At 53.8% G+C, this 20,827-nt stretch carries 23 protein-coding genes; 21 read left to right on the plus strand and 2 right to left on the minus strand.

What is annotated here, in order from left to right:
- From flgC to PTW35_RS04195, 21 genes are all read left to right on the plus strand, one after another.
- A complete protein-coding gene (flgC, locus tag PTW35_RS04095; RefSeq protein ID WP_281026620.1) occupies positions 1-423 on the plus strand; it encodes a flagellar basal body rod protein FlgC in 423 nt (140 codons plus the stop codon).
- A 10-nt stretch (positions 424-433) separates the two neighbouring features.
- Positions 434-1,147, plus strand: coding sequence for a flagellar hook capping FlgD N-terminal domain-containing protein (locus PTW35_RS04100; RefSeq protein ID WP_281026621.1), 714 nt, complete (start codon positions 434-436; stop codon positions 1,145-1,147).
- A 36-nt stretch (positions 1,148-1,183) separates the two neighbouring features.
- Complete coding sequence (gene flgE, locus PTW35_RS04105; RefSeq protein WP_281026622.1) at positions 1,184-2,386, plus strand: flagellar hook protein FlgE; 1,203 nt, start codon at positions 1,184-1,186, stop codon at positions 2,384-2,386.
- A 10-nt stretch (positions 2,387-2,396) separates the two neighbouring features.
- Complete coding sequence (locus PTW35_RS04110) at positions 2,397-3,128, plus strand: flagellar basal body rod protein FlgF (RefSeq protein ID WP_281026623.1); 732 nt, start codon at positions 2,397-2,399, stop codon at positions 3,126-3,128.
- 10 nt (positions 3,129-3,138) lie between these two features.
- Entirely contained in the window at positions 3,139-3,924 is a 786-nt protein-coding gene (flgG, locus tag PTW35_RS04115) for a flagellar basal-body rod protein FlgG (RefSeq protein ID WP_039463612.1), read from the plus strand.
- 60 nt (positions 3,925-3,984) lie between these two features.
- The gene (gene flgH / locus PTW35_RS04120; protein ID WP_044624396.1) at positions 3,985-4,626 is read left to right on the plus strand and encodes a flagellar basal body L-ring protein FlgH; all 642 of its coding nucleotides are present in this window, start codon (positions 3,985-3,987) and stop codon (positions 4,624-4,626) included.
- Positions 4,627-4,635: 9 nt separating this feature from the next.
- Positions 4,636-5,757, plus strand: coding sequence for a flagellar basal body P-ring protein FlgI (locus PTW35_RS04125; protein WP_281026624.1), 1,122 nt, complete (start codon positions 4,636-4,638; stop codon positions 5,755-5,757).
- 8 nt (positions 5,758-5,765) lie between these two features.
- The gene (locus PTW35_RS04130; protein ID WP_281026625.1) at positions 5,766-6,263 is read left to right on the plus strand and encodes a rod-binding protein; all 498 of its coding nucleotides are present in this window, start codon (positions 5,766-5,768) and stop codon (positions 6,261-6,263) included.
- Complete coding sequence (flgK, locus tag PTW35_RS04135; protein ID WP_281026626.1) at positions 6,260-7,636, plus strand: flagellar hook-associated protein FlgK; 1,377 nt, start codon at positions 6,260-6,262, stop codon at positions 7,634-7,636. Before PTW35_RS04130 ends, flgK begins: the two co-directional genes overlap by 4 nt.
- Before the next feature lie 10 nt (positions 7,637-7,646).
- The gene (gene flgL / locus PTW35_RS04140) at positions 7,647-8,552 is read left to right on the plus strand and encodes a flagellar hook-associated protein FlgL (protein WP_281026627.1); all 906 of its coding nucleotides are present in this window, start codon (positions 7,647-7,649) and stop codon (positions 8,550-8,552) included.
- A 53-nt stretch (positions 8,553-8,605) separates the two neighbouring features.
- A complete protein-coding gene (locus PTW35_RS04145; RefSeq protein WP_281026628.1) occupies positions 8,606-9,661 on the plus strand; it encodes a hypothetical protein in 1,056 nt (351 codons plus the stop codon).
- A gap of 100 nt (positions 9,662-9,761) precedes the next feature.
- Positions 9,762-10,358: a hypothetical protein gene (locus PTW35_RS04150; RefSeq protein WP_281026629.1), complete on the plus strand. Its 597-nt coding sequence runs from the start codon at positions 9,762-9,764 to the stop codon at positions 10,356-10,358.
- 296 nt (positions 10,359-10,654) lie between these two features.
- Positions 10,655-11,485, plus strand: coding sequence for a lateral flagellin LafA (gene lafA / locus PTW35_RS04155; RefSeq protein WP_281026630.1), 831 nt, complete (start codon positions 10,655-10,657; stop codon positions 11,483-11,485).
- Between the two features lie 411 nt (positions 11,486-11,896).
- A complete protein-coding gene (gene fliD / locus PTW35_RS04160; RefSeq protein ID WP_281026631.1) occupies positions 11,897-13,276 on the plus strand; it encodes a flagellar filament capping protein FliD in 1,380 nt (459 codons plus the stop codon).
- Between the two features lie 11 nt (positions 13,277-13,287).
- A complete protein-coding gene (fliS, locus tag PTW35_RS04165; RefSeq protein ID WP_044622700.1) occupies positions 13,288-13,683 on the plus strand; it encodes a flagellar export chaperone FliS in 396 nt (131 codons plus the stop codon).
- Positions 13,673-13,987: a hypothetical protein gene (locus tag PTW35_RS04170; RefSeq protein ID WP_039463581.1), complete on the plus strand. Its 315-nt coding sequence runs from the start codon at positions 13,673-13,675 to the stop codon at positions 13,985-13,987. The genes fliS and PTW35_RS04170 overlap by 11 nt, the downstream gene beginning before the upstream one ends.
- On the plus strand, positions 13,984-15,066 hold the full coding sequence (locus tag PTW35_RS04175) for a flagellar hook-length control protein FliK (RefSeq protein ID WP_281026632.1): 1,083 nt from the start codon (positions 13,984-13,986) through the stop codon (positions 15,064-15,066). Before PTW35_RS04170 ends, PTW35_RS04175 begins: the two co-directional genes overlap by 4 nt.
- Before the next feature lie 13 nt (positions 15,067-15,079).
- Positions 15,080-15,547 (plus strand): flagellar basal body-associated FliL family protein, encoded by a 468-nt coding sequence (locus PTW35_RS04180; RefSeq protein WP_281026633.1) that lies wholly within the window; start codon positions 15,080-15,082, stop codon positions 15,545-15,547.
- A gap of 12 nt (positions 15,548-15,559) precedes the next feature.
- On the plus strand, positions 15,560-16,294 hold the full coding sequence (gene fliA, locus PTW35_RS04185) for an RNA polymerase sigma factor FliA (protein WP_281026634.1): 735 nt from the start codon (positions 15,560-15,562) through the stop codon (positions 16,292-16,294).
- A 10-nt stretch (positions 16,295-16,304) separates the two neighbouring features.
- Complete coding sequence (gene motA / locus PTW35_RS04190) at positions 16,305-17,162, plus strand: flagellar motor stator protein MotA (RefSeq protein ID WP_281026635.1); 858 nt, start codon at positions 16,305-16,307, stop codon at positions 17,160-17,162.
- Positions 17,159-18,130, plus strand: coding sequence for a flagellar motor protein MotB (locus PTW35_RS04195; RefSeq protein WP_281026636.1), 972 nt, complete (start codon positions 17,159-17,161; stop codon positions 18,128-18,130). Before motA ends, PTW35_RS04195 begins: the two co-directional genes overlap by 4 nt.
- 153 nt (positions 18,131-18,283) lie before the next feature.
- Here the strand turns inward: PTW35_RS04195 and PTW35_RS04200 are convergent, their stop codons facing one another.
- The gene (locus tag PTW35_RS04200) at positions 18,284-19,816 is read right to left on the minus strand and encodes a hypothetical protein (RefSeq protein ID WP_281026637.1); all 1,533 of its coding nucleotides are present in this window, start codon (positions 19,814-19,816) and stop codon (positions 18,284-18,286) included.
- A 114-nt stretch (positions 19,817-19,930) separates the two neighbouring features.
- Complete coding sequence (locus PTW35_RS04205) at positions 19,931-20,476, minus strand: CBS domain-containing protein (RefSeq protein ID WP_281026638.1); 546 nt, start codon at positions 20,474-20,476, stop codon at positions 19,931-19,933.
- Between the last annotated feature and the right edge of the window lie 351 nt (positions 20,477-20,827).

Below are 20,827 nucleotides of genomic sequence, written 5' to 3' on the forward strand. Positions count from 1 at the left end.
ATGTCATTCAGTGAAATTTACCAAATAGCCGGCTCGGCAATGACAGCGCAGACGCTTCGCCTCAACACGATAGCCAGTAACCTGGCCAATGCGGATGCGGCCTCCACCACCGAAGCGGGTACCTACCGCAGCCGCAAGCCAGTGTTTTCGACCGTGTATGAAAACAGCCAGTTCCAGGCCAGCCAGCGTGCCGGCGCCCGGGTGCAGATTGTGGATGTGGTGCCGGTAGAGGGCGAGCTGGTACGCCGCTATGAGCCAAGCAACCCGATTGCCGATGGCGATGGCTACGTGTTCTACCCCAACGTGGATGTGGTGTCGGAAATGGCCGATATGATGTCGGCGTCACGCAGCTTTGAAACCAGTGTCGATGTCCTTGGGCGTGCGCGCAGCATGCAGCAGGGCCTGCTGAAGCTTGGACAGTGAGGATAAGCCGATGAGTACTCCCTATGTGACCAGCAGCAGCGGCGCGACGCCAACGAGTCAGGATCCGATTGCCAGCAATGGCCAGCAGGACAACACTTTCTTGACCCTGATGATTGCCCAGATCCAGAACCAGACACCGCTTGATCCGCTGGATACCACCCAGTTCATGACCCAGATGGCGCAGATGACCCAGGTCGAGACGATGCAGAACATGAACGGTACGGTCCTCAACCAGATGGTACTGCTCGACAATATCCAGGTGCTGACCACGGCCGGTATGGTCGGTCAGGATGTCCGGGTGACCACGGATAGTCTGGAGTTGGCAGGCAAACCGCTCGATGCGGTCATTGAGCTCGACAGCACGGTCGATGATCTCAAGGTGGAGATCCGCAACGATGCCGGTGAGCTGGTGCACACCATCGAGCTGGGCGCGAACAGTGATGGTGAAGTTGCGTTTGTCATTGATCCTAAAGCTATGGGCCTTAAAGACGGCCAATATGATCTCACTGTGGTGACAAACGATAGCGACTACAAGCCCGATGTCATGGTAGCCGGCAAGATTGAGAAGATGCGGATTCCACCGGGCGGCGGCTCACCGGAATTCCTGATTGCCGGTGTCGGTTACGTGCCGTTTTACAATGTTAACCAGTACGGTGAAAACCAGGGTTCAGCCTCTCAGTCCCCGGAACCCACTCCCTTATTTAAGTTGGCCGGCCGCCGATAGCGGTTTGCAAATATCTAGGTTAGAAGAGAAATAATAATGAGCTTTAACATTGCAATGAGTGGGTTGAATACCACCTCTCAGGAATTGAACACTATCAGTAACAACATCGCTAACGTCTCGACCGTTGGCTTCAAGTCATCCCGTGCTGAATTTTCAGCTCTGATGAACGGCGGCATGGGCGGCGGTGTTGAATTGGCCAGCCTGTCCCAGTCCTTCAACGAAGGGGGCTTTAGCATGACCGGCCGCACCACCGACCTGGCGATTGGTGGCAATGGTTTCTTTGTCCTGCAGGGTGAAGACGGTGCCTACACCTACACCCGTGCCGGTATGTTCAACCAGGACAAGGACAACTACCTGGTCAATAGCGCGGGCCTTCGTCTGCAAGGTTACACCACCGACAACAACGGCAACCTCCTGACGGGTACGGTCGGGGATATTCAGGTCAAAACCGGCTCTGTAGCGGCGAAAGCCACCGATCGTATTGATTTCTCTGCCAACCTCGATGCGGGCGCCAGCATCATCGTCGACGAGAACGGTGACCGTATCCCGTTCGACCCAGAAGATAGCGACAGCTTCAACTCCTCCTATACCACCACGGTCTTTGACTCGTTGGGTAACGAGCACACCTTGACCCAGTACTTTGTCAAAACCGGAGAAAACGAGTGGGAAGTGCACTACGCCATGAACGGCGAGGTGATGGCAAACGAAAGCGGCCAGGCGTTGCAATTTGATGAAAGCGGTAAGCTGGTTGACCCAACCGGCAGCATTAACCTGACCTATGCGCCAGAAGGGGCGGCGGAGATGAACATCGCCCTGTCGATGACCGGATCGACCCAGTTCGGCAGCGAATTCGCCGTATCGACCAACCGCAGCAACGGCCATACCTCCGGCGAGCTGACCGGGATCTCCATTGATGACAGCGGCATGGTCTTTGCCAACTACAGCAATGGCGAGCAGATGTTGCAGGGCCAGGTCGTACTGGCAGATTTCCCGAACAGTGGCGGCTTGATGCAGGTGGGCAACACTGGCTGGTCGGCGACTCAGGCTTCTGGCCAGCCGCTGATCGGAGTACCGGGTTCGGGTACGCTGGGCGGTCTTTACTCGGGGTATATCGAAGAGTCGAATGTTGACTTGACCGGTGAGCTGGTGGGGTTGATGACTGCGCAGCGTAACTACCAGGCCAATGCCCAGTCTCTGTCAACCCAGCAGCAGTTGACCCAAGTGCTGTTCAACATGTAAGGGCCGTTGCGTGGATCGTTTTATTTATACCGCGGCAAGCGGGGCTGGGCGGATCTTTAACGCCCAGCAAGTACGTGCCAATAACCTGGCCAATATCAATACCCATGGTTTCCGTGCCGATATGGAGCGTGCCCAGGCATTTGCCGTACAGGGCAACGGTTTTGATACCCGGACCATGGTCCAGGCCCAGTCGGCGGGAACGCGTTTTGATGCGGCCGAACTGCAAACTACCGGGCGCGAGCTCGACTTGGCGATCCGTGGCGATGGTTTCTTTACGGTCCGCTTGCCGGAAGGTGAGGAAGCCTATACCCGCTCGGGGGCAGTGGAGCGTAGCGAGAACGGGGACCTGATGATTAGCGGGCTGCCGGTGCTTGCTGACGGCGGGGACGTGATGAACGTTCCGTTGTACAGCAGCATTGAGTTTGGTGATAACGGGCTGATCAATATTGTGCCGGAAGGTGAGGCCCTGGCGGTTGAAGTTGGCCGGTTGAAGCTGGTTAATCCAGAGGTGCAGGATCTGTCCAAGCTGGAAAACGGCCTGTTCGTGACCAACGGCCGCGAGCCGCTCAATGATGACGAGACCGTGAAGATGGTGTCGGGGTTTCTCGAGCAAAGTAACGTGGTTGCTGTGGAAGAAATGGTGGCATCTATGCAGCTGAGCCGCAATTTCGAAATGCAGCTGAAGATGATGCAGACCGCAGAAAAAATAGCAGAAGCAGGCAACCGCCTGATCAGAGCGTAAAGGATAAAAGATGAACGCAGCACTATGGATCAGTAAAACTGGCTTGGCCGCCCAAGATACCAAAATGGCGACCATTTCTAACAACCTTGCCAACGTCAACACGGTTGGTTTTAAGCGCGATCGCGTGGCATTTGAAGATCTGTTCTACCAGATCCAGCGCCAGCCGGGTGCCATGGCTGATGAAGTCAACGAGTTGCCAAGTGGTATTCAGCTTGGTTCAGGTGTCCGTGTTATTGGTACCCAGAAGGTCTTCACCGAAGGCATGTACCAGACGACCAACCAGAGCCTGGATATTGCCATTGATGGCCAGGGATTTTTTGAGCTGGAAACCCCGGACGGTGAGCAGGCCTTTACCCGCAATGGTCAGTTCCACCTTAACTCCGACGGTTTGATTGTAAACGCCCAGGGCCTGCCGCTGGCCCAGCAAATCCAAGTACCGCAGGATGCCGAGACGATCACAATCGGTCGCGATGGCATTGTGTCGGCCAAGATTGCCGGTGATGAAATGCCGCAGGAAATCGGCCAGATCACCCTGGCTAACTTTATCAATCCGGCCGGCCTCGAAGCGTTGGGTGGCAACATGTTCCGCGCCACGGCATCGAGCGGCGAGGTGATTGACGGTATTGCCGGTGAAGGGGCCTTTGGCCAGATCAAGCAGGGGGTTCTGGAAGGCTCTAATGTGCAGGTTGTCGAGGAGATGGTGGATATGATCACCACTCAGCGCGGCTACGAGATGAATGCGAAGGCGCTGTCATCATCGGATGAGATGCTGCAGTACATTTCCCAGGTACTGTAAGCCATGGCAGGACTGATGAAGGATAACATTACTCGGCGGTTGGGGGCATGGCTGGCAGCCATGCTTCTGGCGGGGTGTTCATCAACCCCTTCTTTGATTGATGAGCGCCCGGCCCCCGATGATCTGGACTATGCGCCCCCGATGCTCGATTACTCGTTGCCGGATGCTCGCAGCGGTTCCGTTTACCGTGATGGCTATATGTGGACCCTGTTCCAGGACCGCCGTGCCTACCGGGTCGGCGACATGCTGACGGTCTCGCTGGACGAAGATACCCGCTCGAGCAAGCAGGCCAATACCAATTTTGGCAAGAATGCCAGTGGCGGCTTGATGGGCAGCTTTTCCACCAATTCCAGCAGCGGCAGTGCCAGCGGGGATATTTCGGGCAACCGAGATTTCCGTGGCAGCTCGGCCAGCTCCCAGCGCAACTCCCTGAGTGGTTCCATTACCGTCATGGTGCACCAAGTGTTGCCTAACGGGGTATTGCGTATCAAAGGGGAGAAGTGGATCCGGCTTAATCAGGGGGATGAGTTTATTCGCCTTGATGGCCTGGTGCGGGTTGACGACATCGACAACGGCAACCAGATATCTTCCCAGCGTATCGGTGATGCGCGTATTACCTACTCCCAGAGCGGAGTGTTGGCGGATGCCAACGAAGCGGGCTGGTTGACCAAGTTGTTTGTCAATCCACTGTTCCCAATCTAGCGAGGCATTATGTTTAAGCAACTTATGATACTACTGACGCTGCTGGTCGTGCCTTTCTTGTTTGTCGATGCTGCCCAAGCGCAGGTCAACGAGCGCCACTTGATTGATCTGGTTGATATTCAGGGGCTGCGGGAAAACCAGCTGATAGGTTATGGCCTGGTGGTGGGTTTGGACGGAACCGGTGACCGCAATCAGGTGAAGTTTACCAGTCAGTCTGTCACCAATATGCTGCGCCAGTTCGGTTTGCAGCTTCCCGACAACATCGATCCGAAGCTGCGTAACGTGGCGGCGGTGAGCGTGCATGCCTCTATTCCCCCGCTGGCTGGGCCGGGGCAAACCATTGATGTCACCGTATCGTCGATCGGTGACGCCAAGAGCCTGCGGGGTGGCAGCTTGGTGATGACACCGCTGCGGGCGATTGATGGCCAGATCTACGCGGTAGCCCAGGGCAACCTGATTGTTGCTGGGGTCAAGGCCGAAGGCCGTTCGGGTTCGAGCATCACCGTTAACGTGCCGACCACCGGGCGTATTCCCGGTGGTGCGATTATTGAAGAAGAGATCCCGTCGGACTTCATCACCCAGCCGAAAGTCACCTTGAACTTATTGCGTCCGAATTTTACCACCGCCCGCAATATTTCCCGCCAGATCGACGAGGTGTTTGGCCCGGATACGGCGGTAGCGGTCAGCAATGCCCGGGTGGAAGTCTTTGCTCCGGAGGATTTTGAACAGCGGGTGATCTTTATGTCGATGCTTGAAGATATGACGGTCGATATTGGTCGCCAGCGCGCGCGGGTGGTATTCAATAGCCGCAGCGGTACTGTGGTGGTCGGCAATGGGGTCCGGATTGGCCGGGCCGCGGTAAGCCACGGCAACCTGACGGTGACGATTGCCGAGTCGTTCAACGTCAGCCAGCCCAATGCCTTTGGCCGCGGTAACACCGTAGTGACCCCGGAAAGTGACATTGATATCAACCATGAGCGCAATCCGATGTTCATCTGGCCGGAAGGGGTTGAGCTGGAAACCATTGTTTCAGCGGTGAACAGCCTCGGGGCTTCTCCCGATGACCTGATCGCTATTCTGCAGGCCTTGCATTCCTCTGGGGCATTGGATGCCGAACTGGTCGTGATTTAAGGATACCCATGACAGTAACTGTTTTACCGGTCAATACCATGGCGCTTCAGCCCATGGCGACCAGCCGAATTGCGGCAAACTCCCATATGGGGACGGTCACCGCCTTCGACAGCCGTCAGCTGGCTGGGCTGAAGGGGAGTGATGATCCGAAGCAGGCCATCCAAACGGTGGCCGAGCAGTTCGAGTCCCTGTTTTTGCAGATGGTACTCAAGCAGATGCGCAAAGCGAGCGAAGCGCTCAATAGCGATGATGACAATGCCTTGTTCGGCAGCCGCGAGCACAAGACCTACCAGGAATTTTTCGATGGCCAGGTGGCCATCGAAATGTCGAAAAGCCAGCTGGGCCTGGCGGAAGTGATTGTCCGTCAGCTAGGTGGTGATTCGGCGTTTAAGGAAGCCGGGGAGGAGGTCGCTTTAACTTCTAGTAAGGCAGAGCAAGCTCCGGTCGCGGGCAGCGCATTCAGCCAGTCTTTGCTGCATTTTAACCGTGGGGACTCCAACGTATGAGTTTGATGAATATCGGTTTGTCTGGGATCCAGGCCAGCCAAGTGGGCATGAACGTTACCGCCCAAAATGTTGCCAATATCAACACCCCGGGCTACAGTCGCCAGCAGGTACACCTGTCGGCGGTGGGCTCGACCAGTATGAGCATGAAAGATGCCGGCAACGGTGTCTCGGTCAGCTCGATCCGCCGGGTCACCGACCAGTACCAAACCAACCAGATTTTCCGTGCCGGCTCGATGCTGGGCGCCACTTCCACCTCTGCCCAGCAGTTGAAGCGATTGGAAACTCTGCTGTCAGGGGACTCGATGGATCTGAGCCAGGGCTTCGATAGCTTTTTCTCGGCCCTCAACGGTGCCAGTGTGTCACCGTATAGTTCGGCCTACCGCTCTCAGATCATCAGCGAAGCGGAAGCCCTGAGCAACCGCTTCAACCAGCTCAGTAGTTCGCTCGACGGCCAGTATAACGACTTGTCGCAGCAGCGCAGCAGTGCGGTATCGCAGGCCAACAGCTTGCTTGGCAACATCAGCAAGCTCAACGAAGAGATCCGCAAGGGCGAGGCAACAGGCGCTAATACTTCGGCGCTGCAGGATGAGCGGGATGTGTTGATTGCCGAGCTGTCGGAAATTGTCGATGTACGCATTACCGATGCCGGCGACGGTACGTTGAACATTGCTCTGCCAAACGGGCAGCCGCTGGTGATGGGCAACCAAGTCGCCCAGTTCAGCTTGGAGTCGGATCCCAACAACCCGCGCGGCGATGTGCTGTCGCTGTCGTTCAACGATCAGAACTTCCCGCTTGATGATGATATCGGCGGTAAGCTCGGGGCGCTGGCCGAATACGAGAAGGACGTCCTGATCCCAACCCAGGCTGCGATCAATGACATCGCCTCTGAGTTTGCCCAGGCGTTTAACGATCAGTTGGCTCAGGGTTTTGATCTCAACGGCGAGCCGGGTAAGCCATTGTTTGTGTTCGATCCGGATAACCCTGCTGCAACCATGTCAATCAACCCGGATTTCAAGCCGGAAGATTTGGCGCTATCCGGCGACGGGACCCCGGGCAATACCGATAACCTGATGAAGCTGATAGAGATTAAAGATCAGGAGTTCGATATTGGCCACCTGGGCTCGCAGACTTTGGGCAGTGCGTTTAACTCCCTGCTGGGGGATATTGCGGTGAAAAGCCGTCAGGCACAGTCCGATCACGATGCCGCTAGCAATATCTACCTGCAGGCAACGATTGAGAAGTCGGCGACCAGCGGGGTTAACCTCGACGAGGAAGCCGTTAGCTTGATGATGTACCAGCAAGCCTATCAGGCCAACCTGCAGGTGATTAACGCTTCCAACCAAGTGTTCGCCTCTATCATGCAGTTGTTCTAAGGAGTTAGCGATGCGCGTAAGTACCAATCAATACAGCCAGATGATGTCTGGCAGCCTCAGCCAGAACTCTTTAGGCATTAACAAGATCATGCAGCAGATGGCAACCGGCAAGCGTCTGCTGGTTCCTTCTGATGATCCGATGGCCTCGACACGGGTGATGAGCCTCAAACGCGAGCAGGCGTCGATTAGCCAGTACCTGGGCAATATCGAACAGGCCGACGTAGCGCTCAAGAAGCAGGAAACCTACCTGAGCAGTGCGGTGGATGTCTTGCATCAGATGCGCGATTTGATGTTGTGGGCCGGTAACGATGCTAATGGACCTGATGAGCGGGCGGCCATGGCCAATGAGCTTGAGCACCTGCAAGACAGTTTGGTGAGCCTGGTCAATGCCAAGGATGAGAACGGCAAGTACATTTTCTCGGGCAATGAAGTTAACACCCAGCCACTGGTCAAAGACCAAGACGGCAACTGGATCTACCAAGGTGATACCGGTGTGCGCGAGGTGGTGGTGGGCGATGGGGTGACGATTCAGCTCAACGTCAATGCCGAAGATATGTTCTTCTCGGGCGGTACGGATATCTTCAACCAATTGGATGAGTTGGTGGTCGCGCTGCGCGACCCTGACTATGACTTTGCGGCAAGCGATATTATTGAACGTAGTGTTGACGTGCTGGACGAGACCTTGGTGTCGGTGTCAGGTACTGTAACCGGCTTGGGTAGCCGGCAGAATGCCTTGACGACCATGCAGGATGGCCACAGCGAGGTCGAGCTGTTCAACAATGACTTGATTGGCCAGCTGGAAGATCTTGATTACGCCGATGCCATGGTGCAGTACAACAATTATCTGTTGGCTTTGCAGGCCACCCAGGCGACCTATGTCAAGACTGCCAGCCTGTCGTTGTTTAGTATTATGTAATAGTTACCCTGCCGGTGAGCCCGGCAGGGTGTTTTTTGATTGATGGAAAGCATATGGTTTCTCAGGTAAATGATTTTCGCTCGGCAGCGGCGGGTGCCAGTCACCAGCAGCAGGTAATTGCCAGGCCTGCCCAAAAAACAGCTGCACTACCTGATAACAAGCAGCCGGACCCATTGCGCCTGTCGCAAACCCTCACCCCCGAGCATACCCGCCAGCACAGCTTGATCCAGCGAGCCCAGCACAAGGTGGCGGCTTCTCGGGTGGCAGAGACCAGCCTTAACGATATTGGCAAGAACCTTGCCCAGCTCAGCAAGCGGGTCGAGTTTGCCATGCGTGCCGGTAGCGCCTCACCGAAAATTGCCGGTGAGATAGAACAACTGGCCAGCCGGATGGAGCAGCGGTTGCAGCAAGCCACTTACAAAGAGCAGCCGGTGCTAAGCCGTCAGCTCAAGCCGGTTTTCCATGGCGAGCCGCGTACCGTATTTCAAATCCGCGGGCTGGATACCAAGCGCAGTAGCCCGCGTGATGAAACCCTGATATTCAATCTTGCCAAGGGCGGTGCCAATGCCGTGCCGGTCAAGCTCGGTGCCAATACCACTCCGGAACAGCAGGCGGTGCAGTTTCGCCAGGCGCTCAATGAGCACGGTATCGGGGTTGCGCTCAACAAGCAGCGTCAACTGGTGTTTTCGGCCAATGAAGCCGACTGGCAGCACCTGTCGCAAAAAATGCGCGTCGTCGGCCAGGGGGATCGTTTTCCGGCCGGACAGCCAAACCGGGTCAAGCTTGAGACCACGGAGACCCGGTTTGAGCCACTGACCTGGCAAACGGATAAAGAGCAGTTGCGCCAGACACTGGTGAAAAGCCAGCAGATGATGAAACAGATAAAGGCCAGTATCCAGGAGCTCAAAGTACATAACCAAGATGTGATGCAGCGTATTGATACTATCAACCAGCGGAATCACTATTTGAATGAGCAGGTGCAGGGCAGTATTGAAAACGACTTGTCGCGGATATTGCCTAAAGGCGACAGTTTCAGCTCGGCATTCCAAAACCTCAAGGCCCAGGCCAACGTCCATCGCCAAACCGTGGTATCCTTGCTGAGCCAGTAAAGGCTTGGCAGGTAAAGGTCTTGCTGGTAAAGGCTCAGTCAGTAAAAGCTGAGCCCGCACTCGCAGATTCAGTTCTCACTGGGCAACTAAAGGAATGAGTATGCTGTCACCGATCTCTGCGGCAATCCACAAATTACTGCGTATTGAGCCCCAGCAGCTCAAAGCCGATCAATTTACCCCGCCACTGCCGCAGGGCGCCAAGCAAGGTGCCAGCCAGCAGCCTTCGAGCCCCGCATCGCCTCCCCAAATTTTGCCACAAGCCCAGTGGCAAGTAGTCCGTATGCTGGCCAGCTCATCCGCGATGGCGCTGGGTCACACTTCGGCATATAGCGCACCTACCCTGCAATCGCCCAGTTTCCGCCTGGCTGGCGGGGAAGGGGAGCTGCAAGTGCGTGTTCAGGTTGAAGGCCAGCCCCATACACTCCGTTGGCAGGTTAGCCAAGGGGAGGTGCAACAGCTCAACTCCACGTTGCCCACCGCGCTATCGCTAACTCTGCTGCCTAGCGTTGACCAAGGCTGGCGCCTGGTCGCCAAGGGCTTTTTGCACCATGAACCGCTGCAGCTACTGTGGTTACCGTATGGCAATAGTGCTAACGCAGGGGCTGGCGTGGAGACGGCGCTATCGCTCAAGGTATGGTTGCGCACTGGTCTGATTATCACAGTTATCGTTTTCTCCCTTTGCTATTGGCTGTTTTAAGACTTTTTTTGCCAGCAAATACTTTTTTCCTTTCTTTGGTTTTAATCCTGCCTATTGCCTATTGCCTATTGCCTATTGCCTATTGCCTATTGCCTATTGCCTATTGCCTATTGCCTATTGCCTATTGCCTATTGCCTATTGCCTATTTTCTTTCTTTTAAATTTAAGAAAAATTAATTTTCGTCGTTGGCGAAAAAACACTAAAAAATTATCAATTGCCAGTTTAAGGAGCAGGTTTAGGTGTCGTTTTATAGAGGTGTAGACACTAATACAGAATAATCCACAGAGGGCAATACCATGCTATCGATTCATACTAATTACACATCTCTACTAACGCAGAACAACCTGAACAAAACATCTGGTGCGATGGATAACGCGATGCAGCGTATCTCAACTGGTTTCCGCATCAACTCAGCAGCTGACGATGCGGCAGGCTTGCAGATTGCAACTATGCTTCAGTCACAATCAAATGGCTTGAATGTTGCGCAGCGTAACTCGCAAGATGCCATTTCAATGATGCAAACTGCGGAAGGTGCTTTCGATGAGATGACTAACATCGCCCACCGCATGAAGGACCTGGCGACTCAGGCAGCGAACGGTACTAACGGTGCTGATGAGCTTGCAGCTATGGATGCTGAGTACAAGGAGCTTAAAGACGAGCTTGGTACAATTATGACTAACACTGAATATGGTGCGGGTAACAAGCTACTTGAAGGCGGTATGTTTGCTGGCGCAGTAAACTTCCAAATCGGTGCTAGCTCTGCTGATCAGCTAACTGTTGATGTTTCAGGTGAAATCGGTGCGGTTAGCGGTTTCATTAATGGTCTAGGTGACTTGACTACTGCTGGTGGTCAGGGAGCTGAGATGGATAAAATTGATGAGCTTCTAGGTGGTATTGGTGAAGTCCGCTCTGCATTCGGTGCTAACATCAACCGTCTTGACCACACTATCACTAACCTTGGCAACATGCGTGAAAACACAGAAATGGCGAAAGGCCGCATCATGGACACCGACTACGCGGTTGAGTCTTCAAACATGATGAAGAACCAGATGCTGACGCAGATGAGCATGTCTATGCTGTCTCAGGCGAACGGCATGTCTGGCATGGTAATGAGCCTAGTAGGTTAATTCTTTCCAGAATTCATACTGCAATCAAACCACTCCACATAATAGTGAAAGCCGCAGCGTTTGCTGCGGCTTTTTTTATTTTCCGCGTAGGGTTTATGTTATTGGTGTTTATATTTCCTTCCTCGTTTATTAAATAGCCAATAGCCAATAGCCAATTAAGAAAAAACAATATTTGTCGCTTAATACAATTATAAAGCCCGTTTTTCAATAGGGGCGGAAGCTTTGGAAATAAAATACTTCCGCTGGCGGAAGTAAAACTTCCGCCTTAAATAATGTAAGAGCCGTAAACCGATCGCTGTTGGCTGTTTAGTCAGCAAATTAGTAATTTTATCGACACGAATTAGCAAAATATCACTGAATTAAAAGTTGGAATGTTTTTTGCTGATAACTGGTGAGTTGAGGAGAACAATAATGTCGATGATGGATCCCGCTTCAATGGCAATGCAAATGGTGATGATGCAACGCCAGCCATTTGATATCCAATATGCGAACCAACAAAAAATGTACCAGGCGCAATTAGATGCCTGGAAAGATATTGATTCTGCATTCAGCAGCTTTTCATCGGCGCTGGATCGAATGAACAAGGCCGACAGCAGCTTTGTCAAAAACAGCGCAACCCCCAGTGAAGACGGTTACATCAATGCCTCGGCCAGTAACTTTGCCCGCCATGGCAGCTATGACCTGTTTGTCAAGCAACTGGCTACGGCGCAGCAAGAAGCCTTCACCCTCAAAGGGGACGAACTGCCAACCGATGGTGTGATCACCATTGAGGTGCCGGGTAGCGAGCCTATCGAAGTTGATTTTGCGACCTTCAATGCCGATGGCGATAAGAGCCTCCATGACTTGGCTGATTACATCAATGAGTTTGACGAGGGTGTTTCCGCCTCGGTAGTGCGCTCCGGCGATGAGGTCAGTTTGGTACTGAGCAGCACCGAAACCGGCGAAGAGCATGCATTCAGCGTTACGGCGGATCAAGCCGTGACCGATTATTTCAAGCCGCCGCAGGTGCTGAACAAGGCCCAGGATGCCATTGTCATGCTCGGCGGTGAAAATGGTCTGGAAATTCGCAGCAGCAACAACACCATTGATGATGCTATCTATGGCGTGACGCTGGAGCTTACCAAGGCCCATGAACCGGGTGATAAGCCATTGACGCTGGTGATTGGCAGCGATGAATCGGCCTCGAAAGAAGCGGTGCAGGAGTTCGTCGATGCCTATAACGATTTGGTCAATACCATCCTCAAGCACACCATGAGTGATTATAAGCTTGATCAGGATGAGGACGACAAGAGCAGTGATGGTGACGATGACGACAAAGATGACAACAGCGTTAAGGTTACCGAGGCCGGAGCGCTAGCCAGTGACTCCACCGCCCGCGGCCTTAAAAACATGCTCAACAGCGTGACTCGAGGCCAGTTCGACGAAGGTACCTTGTACAGCATCGGGATCGAGGCTAACCGCGACGGCACACTGAAAATCGACAGTGACCGTTTTGAAAAGGCTTTGAAAGAAAGTCCGGAAAAAATCGATGCCATTTTCTTTGGTGACAACGGTGTGCTGACGGCATTGGAAACCGCGATCGAACCCTATACCGGCTCTTCCAATTCGGGCAGCAACCTGCTGAAAAGTCGTCAGGATACTTTGCAGGGCAACATCGACCGGGTTGACGAGAAAATAGAGCGGCTCGATCACCGGATGGAAAAGACCTACAACCGCTACTTGCGCCAATACACCGCGATGCAGCAGACCATGTCGCAGATGCAGTCGACTGGCTCCATGTTTATGTTTTAGAGGAAGAGATAATGTTAATGGATGATTCTGGCTTCGATGCGTACCAGCAGGTCGAAGTGGAAGCGCAAGCAGCTGCGGCCAGCCCTTACCAGCTGGTGCTGATGCTGATCGACGGCTTTATGGACAACCTGACTCGTGCCGAGGGCCATATGGCGGCGAACCGATTGAAGGAAAGAGGTGAAGCCATTGGTAAGTGCATCGATATCATCGGTGGCCTTAACAGCGCGCTCGATATGCGCCAAGGCGGGGAGCTTGCCCAGCAGATGAACCAGCTGTATGACTTTTGCAGCATGCGCTTGTTCGAAGCCAGCGTCCATAACGATGCCGGAAAGCTGGGAGAGGTACGCACCGTGATGGGCAATATCCAACAAGGTTGGCATAACTTTGGAGTGGCCCATGATGCTTAACAACACCCAGGTTCGCCAGCTTACCGTGCAGCTCAACCAAAGCTACAAGCGCAAGGAGTGGCAGACGGTCCGCAAGATAGACAAGGAGATCTACAGCATGCTGGCTGAGCTTAAGCAGCAACCGGCCTTAGCCGAATCGCTGCGCCGCGACATTCTTCAGCTCAAGAAAGTGCATCTGGCGGCCATGTCGGCCTGCGAGATAGAAAAAGCACATCTGGGCCAGATGCTGGCCAAGTTCCAGAGCCAGCGAGAAGGTGTCTCTGAGTACCAGCAGGTCGAGATGGCCGGAGGCTTTATTCGATGAGCCAACTCTCGATACCGCCATCAATGCCCCAGGGCCGCGGCAGTGCCGCCTCTGCCTTGCCGGCCCCGGCGCAAAACGGGGCCAGCGGCGATTGGTTAGACAGCTTTGCCGCGCTGCTGGGGCTAGGGGCCGAGCAAGGGGCTGAAAGCAACGTGGCCGATGAAGCCAATCGTTACTGGTTTGATCTCTATGATCAGCTCAAGGGGCTGGCCGAGGGCGAGGAGTGGGTGTTCAGCAGCGCCCACCCGTTCATCGAACAGCTGCCGCCGGAAGGCCAGTTTCGCCTGTTCAACATCACCAATGCGCTGAGCAGTGATGTCCGTGAGCAGTTGCTTGGCATGATGCGCCGCGCCGACGGTATGCACAGTGCATCGGTACAGCTGGGTCAGGCACAGCCGGCAATCCCGCATTATTTGGCCGCAAATGGCACGGCTCAGGGTGAGTCGCTGTCGTTTGAGCAGGCGATCGAGCGGGTGATTTCCAATGCGATGACACCGGTCAGGCAGGAAATGACCAACCCTGTGCTGTTGCAGCAGCTGACTCAGGCCAATGGCTTTACCACCCTATCGCTGCAAGAGGCGACCCACGGAGTCTCGGCCTCAGAGCCGACACTCACCCATTCGCCGACCCGGGCGGAATGGGCTCCTGTCAAAATGGCGGAAAACCAGCAGCAATGGGGCCAGCAGCTGGTCTCGGTCCTCAAAGATCGGGTGCAGATGCACCTTAACCAAGATGTCCAGCATGCCCGTATCCGCCTTGACCCGCCGCACCTTGGCAGCCTGGAGCTGTCGGTCAAGATGGAAAACAACAGGATCCAAGTACATATCGCCGCCGCCGATCCGGCATTGCGTGAAGCTGCCCAGCAGGGGGCCGAGCGTTTGCGCTCAGAGCTCGAAGGCAAGCAGCTTGCCGGTGCTACGGTCGATGTCGATGTGAGTGACCACTCTCAGCAGCAACCTTCTGAACAAACCGCGGATATGTCACTGGCCATGCAGCCGGTGATTGAAGAGTCAGACTGGTATGCATCGCAAGACCTCTTATCAAAGGCGGATCAATACCGCCTCACTCGTATGGTGTAAGGAATAAATAATAATGGCTAGAACTAACGTAATGAGCGCAAAAGTGATTTTGGCAGCACTCGCCGCTTCGGTGCTTATTGCTGTCTCATCAATCGCAACTTACGCATTCATCGTCAACGACCAATCTGCCGAGTTCAGTGTTTTTTCCAAAAGCAATGAACAAGCTCGCGCCCATTTTATGAATTTGGACAAGTTTGTGATCACCATTGATGGCGAAGAGCGAACCCACTACCTGATGCTCGAGCTGGCGCTGAAGACCAATTCCTCCAAAGCCCATGACCAGCTGATTGAATACAAGCCGCTGGCTCGCAATGTGCTGTTGAAAATGTTTAGCCAAAGCACCTTCGAAGAGCTGCGCCAGATAGGTGACATTGACCGCCTGCAAAATCAGGTGCTAGGAAAGCTTCGTCAGGCGATGGCCGTCAATGGATATGCCTACCAGATTGAAGAAGTGCTGTTTACCAAGGTCGTGCTGCAATAAAGGAACGGAATCATGTTAGAAGCACAGCAGTTACCTTTCGAGGATGAGTATGCCCAGTGGCAGGCGCAGCCCTCGCAAAACAATGAAGAGCAGATCTTGCGCCAGCACCTGGGGCTGGTGAAGCGTATTGTCCAGCAGCTCCACCACCATGCCTCGGGCTGCATGGGGCTCGATGATATGGAGCAAATTGGTCTGCTCGGGTTGCTTGAGGCCGTGCGCCGGTATGGCGAGATGGATGATAACTTCCGCTTTTTTGCTGCCCGCCGCGTGCGGGGGGCGATTTTGGATGAGCTGCGCCGTCGTGACTGGCGTCCGCGCCAATTGCGCCAGCAGGTCCATGAACTGAATAAGGTGACCAAGCTGCTGACCAAACAGCTCAAGCGCCAGCCAACGGAACATGAGTTGGCCGAGGTGTTGAAGATCAGCCTGGATGAATGCCACCGCCTGCTGTACGCCGCTCAGGCCGAGGAGCTGTATAGCTTGGAGCAGCTGTTCGAATCGGACAGTACCAGTGTCGACTTTGGCGCCAAAGACAGCAACCTTCAGCATTTGATCAATGACGATTTGCTCAAGCATGTACTGTCCCAGTTGCCAAAGCGCGAACAGCTTATCTTGGATTTTTACTATCAGAAAGAGCTCAGCCTGAAGGAGATCGCCATTGTGGTCGGCCTGAGTGAAGCGAGGATCTGCCAGCTTCATAAGCAGGCAATCAAACAAATGAACGCCATGATTAAGAGCTTGTTGTAGGAGAAAGGTTATGCAAAAAATTATCGGTGTCTTAATCATTATTATCTGCGTGTTCGGTGGCTTTGTGCTGGCGGGCGGGTATCTCGGTACTATGTGGCAGCCGGCTGAGCTGATGATTATCTTGGGGGCGGGTGCCGGTGCGCTGGCGATCGGCAATCCCCACCATGTGATTGTGGAAATGTGGCATCAGGCCCGCGGGGTGGTGGTCAAGCGTGACGAGCGCAAGCTCTACCGTGAATTACTGTCACTGATGTACCACTTGCTCGAGCAGGTCCGCCAAAACGGTATGCGGGTACTCGATGAGCATATCGAAGAGCCGCATCAGAGCAGCTTGTTCCTGAGCTACCCGGAAGTGCTGGAATACCCGAAGCTGGTGACCTTTATCACCGATAACTTCCGTTTGATGGCGATGGGTAAAATCACGGCCCATGAGCTGGAGGGGATGCTGGAACTCGAACTTGAGTCCATCGAAGCCGACCTGATGGAGCCGTCCCACTCGATGCACCGTATTGCCGAGGCCATGCCGGGCTTTGGCATCTTGGCCGCGGTGATGGGCATTGTGATCACCATGACCAATATCGATGGTGACATGGCGCAGATCGGGATCAGCGTGGCCCATGCCTTGGTCGGCACCTTCCTCGGTATCTTTTTCTGCTACTGTGTCTTTGACCCACTGAGCTCGGCAATGGGCAACCAGGTCAAGCGTGAGCTGTCGGCATTCGAATGTGTTAAAGCCATGATGGTCAGTTATACCGCGGGCAAGCCGGCGCTGGTTGCGGCAGACTCAGGGCGTAAGTTGATCTTGCTCGATGTCAAACCGACCTTTGCCGAAATGGAAGGCTGGGTAACGCAGCAGGTGTTCCAATGATAAAGGGCAATACTGCTGATACGGTCATCATCAAAAGGCGCCGCAGCCGCGATAAAGAGGCGCGTCATGGTGGGGCTTGGAAAGTGGCTTTTGCCGATTTTACGCTGGCAATGATGGCTTTTTTCATGGTGATGTGGGTGCTGCAGGTGACCACGGAAGACGAAAAACAGCGGATTGTTGGCCGCCTCAGTGGCCAGCAGCAACTGCTGCCATACGATGAAATGTTCGAGGAGAACAGCCCGTTTGTGGTTGATTTTGGCGGCCGGGCTTTGCCCGGTCTGCAGAGCCAGCAGCCGAGCAATCCGATGAACCTGGGGAATTCGCTGACCATCAATGTGGTGGATGGTGATGGCAACAACTTCGGTGGATTGGGGGAGGTGGGGCCGTCGTTGGTTCCCGGTCGCTATGAAACCCATGAGCAGATGGTGGTGTTGGGGCAGTACCTCAAGGATGTCAGTGAATTCCTCTCGGCCGGTAACCAGCTAACGGTTGAAGTTGTACCGCAGGGCCTTCGGGTGCTGGTCAATGACGACAACCAGAAGCCGATGTTCAAACTGGGTGGAGCCGAGCTTACGCCGTTTTTTGAAGATCTGCTGTTGGCCATCGCCCCGACGTTTGCCACGATTGAAAACCCTATTATGATTTCCGGTCATGCCGATGCCAGTGGCTTTAGCCGCCACTCATCGGGCAATAACTGGGTTCTGTCGGGCCAGCGGGCCCAGCGGGCAAGGGAAGTGTTGGAGTTCGGGGGAATGCCAAGCGAGCGTGTGGCCCAGGTAACGGCCATGTCCGATACCATGCTGCTCGATGAAGATGCCCCTTACTCTCACTTGAACCGTCGGATTGAGATTTTGGTGTTAACGTCTGATACCGAAGAGCAATTGCAGCAGTTATTTGGCCGCGATGGCGGGGGATCTTCCCTCGAAGCGGCCAAGCAGGCTGCTTACGCAAACCAGCCGGTGAGCTGAAGGCAGCAAAGTTAGCGAGCAACTTGTAACCTATTGCGGATAAAGCGAAAAGGAACGAACAACAAAAGGGGCTGATAGTATCAGCCCCTTTTATTTATCTTCAGCCTGCCTAGTTAAGCCGAGGGCTCAAGCCGGCATGACCGATTACGGCATTTAAATCATCAAGGTCGAGGACACCACCCCGATCAAGCCGGCACTGGCCAGTGCGGTAACGGCTTTTTCAGCCATTTTGCCATTGCTTTCTGCGGCTTTGCCGAACATCGCGAATACGAATGGGTGTACCAGGAAGGTCATGGCAAAAGTAAAGGTGATCAGGCTTGCCGCTGCTGAACCGAACATACCTTCTTGCACTGCGGCAAACAGGCCGAAGTGGGACAGGCCAGAAGCCGCCGACATTGACGCGTGCTCGAGAGACATACCGGCAACGCTCAGCAGCGTGAAGCTTCCGAATACCGCCATGATCTGCCAGCCAAGCGAGAATAGCATCAAGCCTTTTACTTCGGTTTTATCGCAGCCGTTAGCTGCGCGTAGGTTCTTCAGGGCAATGAAGACAAAGGCTGCCCCGGCAAGCAGGAGCGGAAGTGTCCAACCGACCATTAGCGAACCACGCTCGGCACTGGCCGCCAGAATCGTGAATACGAAGATGTGACCGGCAAACGGGATGTTGATCATAATCGGCGCACGGGAAGCCGCGGTACGGCCGAAGTCGCCAGCCGTACAGGCACCGGTCAGGCCCGAGTGAGACAGGCCACCCGCTAGGCCCGGAGCCAGGTTACGGACATGGTTTGATTTACCGACGAAGATCAACAGTGCCAGGCCGCCAAACATCCAGAAGATCTGCCCCGAGAAGCCATAAACAATAACACTCTGCAGGCCAGGGATGCCGAAAGCTTCAACCATGTGGGAGCCGCCAACCAGGAAGCTACCGGCTAATACCAGAGGGATACCGGCAAATAGCAGCGCATTCATTGTCGGGCCATGTTTCCATTTAGGCAGTGCCGCGCCCAAGCCCGAAGACAGGATCATTGCAAAGAAGATCTGCGGTAGGCCGATGATCGACGAGACAACACCCGATAGCCATAGCGAGATATTCAATACCACGATAATCGCCACGACTTCGAACAGCCCCTTGCGGACGTACTGCCCTTTGTTCGAGATCACTGCCTTGCGGTCAACAAGGACAAACGCCAGTGCCAAGCAGATGTATGAGAGTAGTAGGAAAGAGTCACCCAGAGCAAAGTCTGTGGTACGGTTTGAAATCAGCACATCAGCCGTCTGAATACCAATCAGCAATAGGAAGGCACGTATAATGTAAGTCAGCTGTGTGCTGCTGGTGCCTAGTACCACCTCCTGAGAAGACGGGGAAAAGAAGTCACATTCTTCATCAAAGTCTTTCTTGGACAGCAGGCGGCGGATTTCTTGTCCGCCAACGAAGAAGGAAGCGATCAATGCAATCACGGTTGTCTGGCCAATTAGCGCAACAACCGGAAACTGTTCTAGTCCCGGTGTCGCCATGTCGCTGTGAACCAACAGCGAGCCTAAAGCGAGGCCAAATACAACGATCACCAGCAGCGAGGAATATTTAGTTCCTGCGACCAGGGTGCGGGCAACCAATACCATAATCGTTAGGGCGGCTATCGCAATAACAAAGTGGTTAAAAGCATAAAGATGGGAAACTTGTTCCATTTTAACTCCAAAAACTCTTTCGAACTGCTCACAGGCACACTTCATGCGTTAGGAACATGAAGTGCTAACTATGGGGTTAGGCTGGCTGTGGGCGAGTGATGTGTCCGTTACTGATTAGGTAACAACCTGTGGGGCAACATTTTCTGCAACTGGCGTTGGCGCTGTTGCATCATTGAATAGGGCGCGAAGGGCTTTCAACACTTCCTGGCGGGATACCACACCCACATATTTACCGTTGTCCAATACCGGTAGAATCTGTGGCTTGTTAACCTTGATTGATTTGGCACGCTCTTCGAGCGACAAGGTTGTCAATTGCGTTGCATAGCCCATCGCCGTGGTTGGGTATAGCTGATCTTTATCCAATGCCAGATACTCAAGAGCATCCGTCAGGCGATCTTCGATATCCATGGTAACCAAATCGGTTTTCATTAGATTGCCTACGGTTACGTCGTCATCAGGCAGGTAGTCTTGGCACCACATTTCCACCATGATGTCGTGAGCAGATAAAAAGCCGACTAGCTGGCCGCTGGCATCACAAACCGGCGCACCGTTGATGTGGTTTTTTGACAATACATCGATAGCCGAAGGCAAACTGGCTTCTACACCCAAGGTCGGGGCTTGCGTATTTACAATGTCTCTCACTGTAAGTAATGCACTCATAACAATATCCTTAAATCAAAAATCAACACTGTTGCAGTAACTCGCCAAGAGTCATTGAAAATGGCTCATTCAGCGGCTGACGGAAATGTTACTCAGCACCCGTGCATTAGTAAAATTGATTTTATTTAGGTTGTCATTCAGTTTATCTGATACTTTGTTTAAAAGTATTTCAGGAAGTGTCGTTTCAAAGCAGCATCAATTTAGGTTATATGAGGAGGAGTTAGGCGAGATTGCCGTTTTATTCGGCAACTTGCTACTGCCACTGAATATCGTGTTTGGCAGTAAGTTGTATAAGTATTACTGATTAACTCTCCAAAGTGGAATAATTAAAACTTATTCAGGATATTATCC

Source organism: Photobacterium sp. DA100, from assembly GCF_029223585.1.
Classification (GTDB): Bacteria; Pseudomonadota; Gammaproteobacteria; order Enterobacterales; family Vibrionaceae; genus Photobacterium.

What these genes read in the sequence shown, in the direction of transcription:
- PTW35_RS04145 (WP_281026628.1), top strand. Translation starts at nt 8,606, where the DNA reads ATGGTTTCTCAGGTAAATGATTTTCGCTCGGCAGCGGCGGGTGCCAGT.
- motA (WP_281026635.1), top strand. Translation starts at nt 16,305, where the DNA reads ATGCAAAAAATTATCGGTGTCTTAATCATTATTATCTGCGTGTTCGGT.
- PTW35_RS04100 (WP_281026621.1), top strand. Translation starts at nt 434, where the DNA reads ATGAGTACTCCCTATGTGACCAGCAGCAGCGGCGCGACGCCAACGAGT.
- PTW35_RS04125 (WP_281026624.1), top strand. Translation starts at nt 4,636, where the DNA reads ATGTTTAAGCAACTTATGATACTACTGACGCTGCTGGTCGTGCCTTTC.
- PTW35_RS04195 (WP_281026636.1), top strand. Translation starts at nt 17,159, where the DNA reads ATGATAAAGGGCAATACTGCTGATACGGTCATCATCAAAAGGCGCCGC.
- flgG (WP_039463612.1), top strand. Translation starts at nt 3,139, where the DNA reads ATGAACGCAGCACTATGGATCAGTAAAACTGGCTTGGCCGCCCAAGAT.
- fliD (WP_281026631.1), top strand. Translation starts at nt 11,897, where the DNA reads ATGTCGATGATGGATCCCGCTTCAATGGCAATGCAAATGGTGATGATG.
- flgH (WP_044624396.1), top strand. Translation starts at nt 3,985, where the DNA reads ATGCTTCTGGCGGGGTGTTCATCAACCCCTTCTTTGATTGATGAGCGC.
- PTW35_RS04200 (WP_281026637.1), bottom strand. Translation starts at nt 19,816, where the DNA reads ATGGAACAAGTTTCCCATCTTTATGCTTTTAACCACTTTGTTATTGCG.
- flgC (WP_281026620.1), top strand. Translation starts at nt 1, where the DNA reads ATGTCATTCAGTGAAATTTACCAAATAGCCGGCTCGGCAATGACAGCG.
- PTW35_RS04150 (WP_281026629.1), top strand. Translation starts at nt 9,762, where the DNA reads ATGCTGTCACCGATCTCTGCGGCAATCCACAAATTACTGCGTATTGAG.
- PTW35_RS04170 (WP_039463581.1), top strand. Translation starts at nt 13,673, where the DNA reads ATGATGCTTAACAACACCCAGGTTCGCCAGCTTACCGTGCAGCTCAAC.
- PTW35_RS04205 (WP_281026638.1), bottom strand. Translation starts at nt 20,476, where the DNA reads ATGAGTGCATTACTTACAGTGAGAGACATTGTAAATACGCAAGCCCCG.
- flgE (WP_281026622.1), top strand. Translation starts at nt 1,184, where the DNA reads ATGAGCTTTAACATTGCAATGAGTGGGTTGAATACCACCTCTCAGGAA.
- flgK (WP_281026626.1), top strand. Translation starts at nt 6,260, where the DNA reads ATGAGTTTGATGAATATCGGTTTGTCTGGGATCCAGGCCAGCCAAGTG.
- PTW35_RS04175 (WP_281026632.1), top strand. Translation starts at nt 13,984, where the DNA reads ATGAGCCAACTCTCGATACCGCCATCAATGCCCCAGGGCCGCGGCAGT.
- lafA (WP_281026630.1), top strand. Translation starts at nt 10,655, where the DNA reads ATGCTATCGATTCATACTAATTACACATCTCTACTAACGCAGAACAAC.
- fliS (WP_044622700.1), top strand. Translation starts at nt 13,288, where the DNA reads ATGTTAATGGATGATTCTGGCTTCGATGCGTACCAGCAGGTCGAAGTG.
- PTW35_RS04130 (WP_281026625.1), top strand. Translation starts at nt 5,766, where the DNA reads ATGACAGTAACTGTTTTACCGGTCAATACCATGGCGCTTCAGCCCATG.
- PTW35_RS04180 (WP_281026633.1), top strand. Translation starts at nt 15,080, where the DNA reads ATGGCTAGAACTAACGTAATGAGCGCAAAAGTGATTTTGGCAGCACTC.
- flgL (WP_281026627.1), top strand. Translation starts at nt 7,647, where the DNA reads ATGCGCGTAAGTACCAATCAATACAGCCAGATGATGTCTGGCAGCCTC.
- fliA (WP_281026634.1), top strand. Translation starts at nt 15,560, where the DNA reads ATGTTAGAAGCACAGCAGTTACCTTTCGAGGATGAGTATGCCCAGTGG.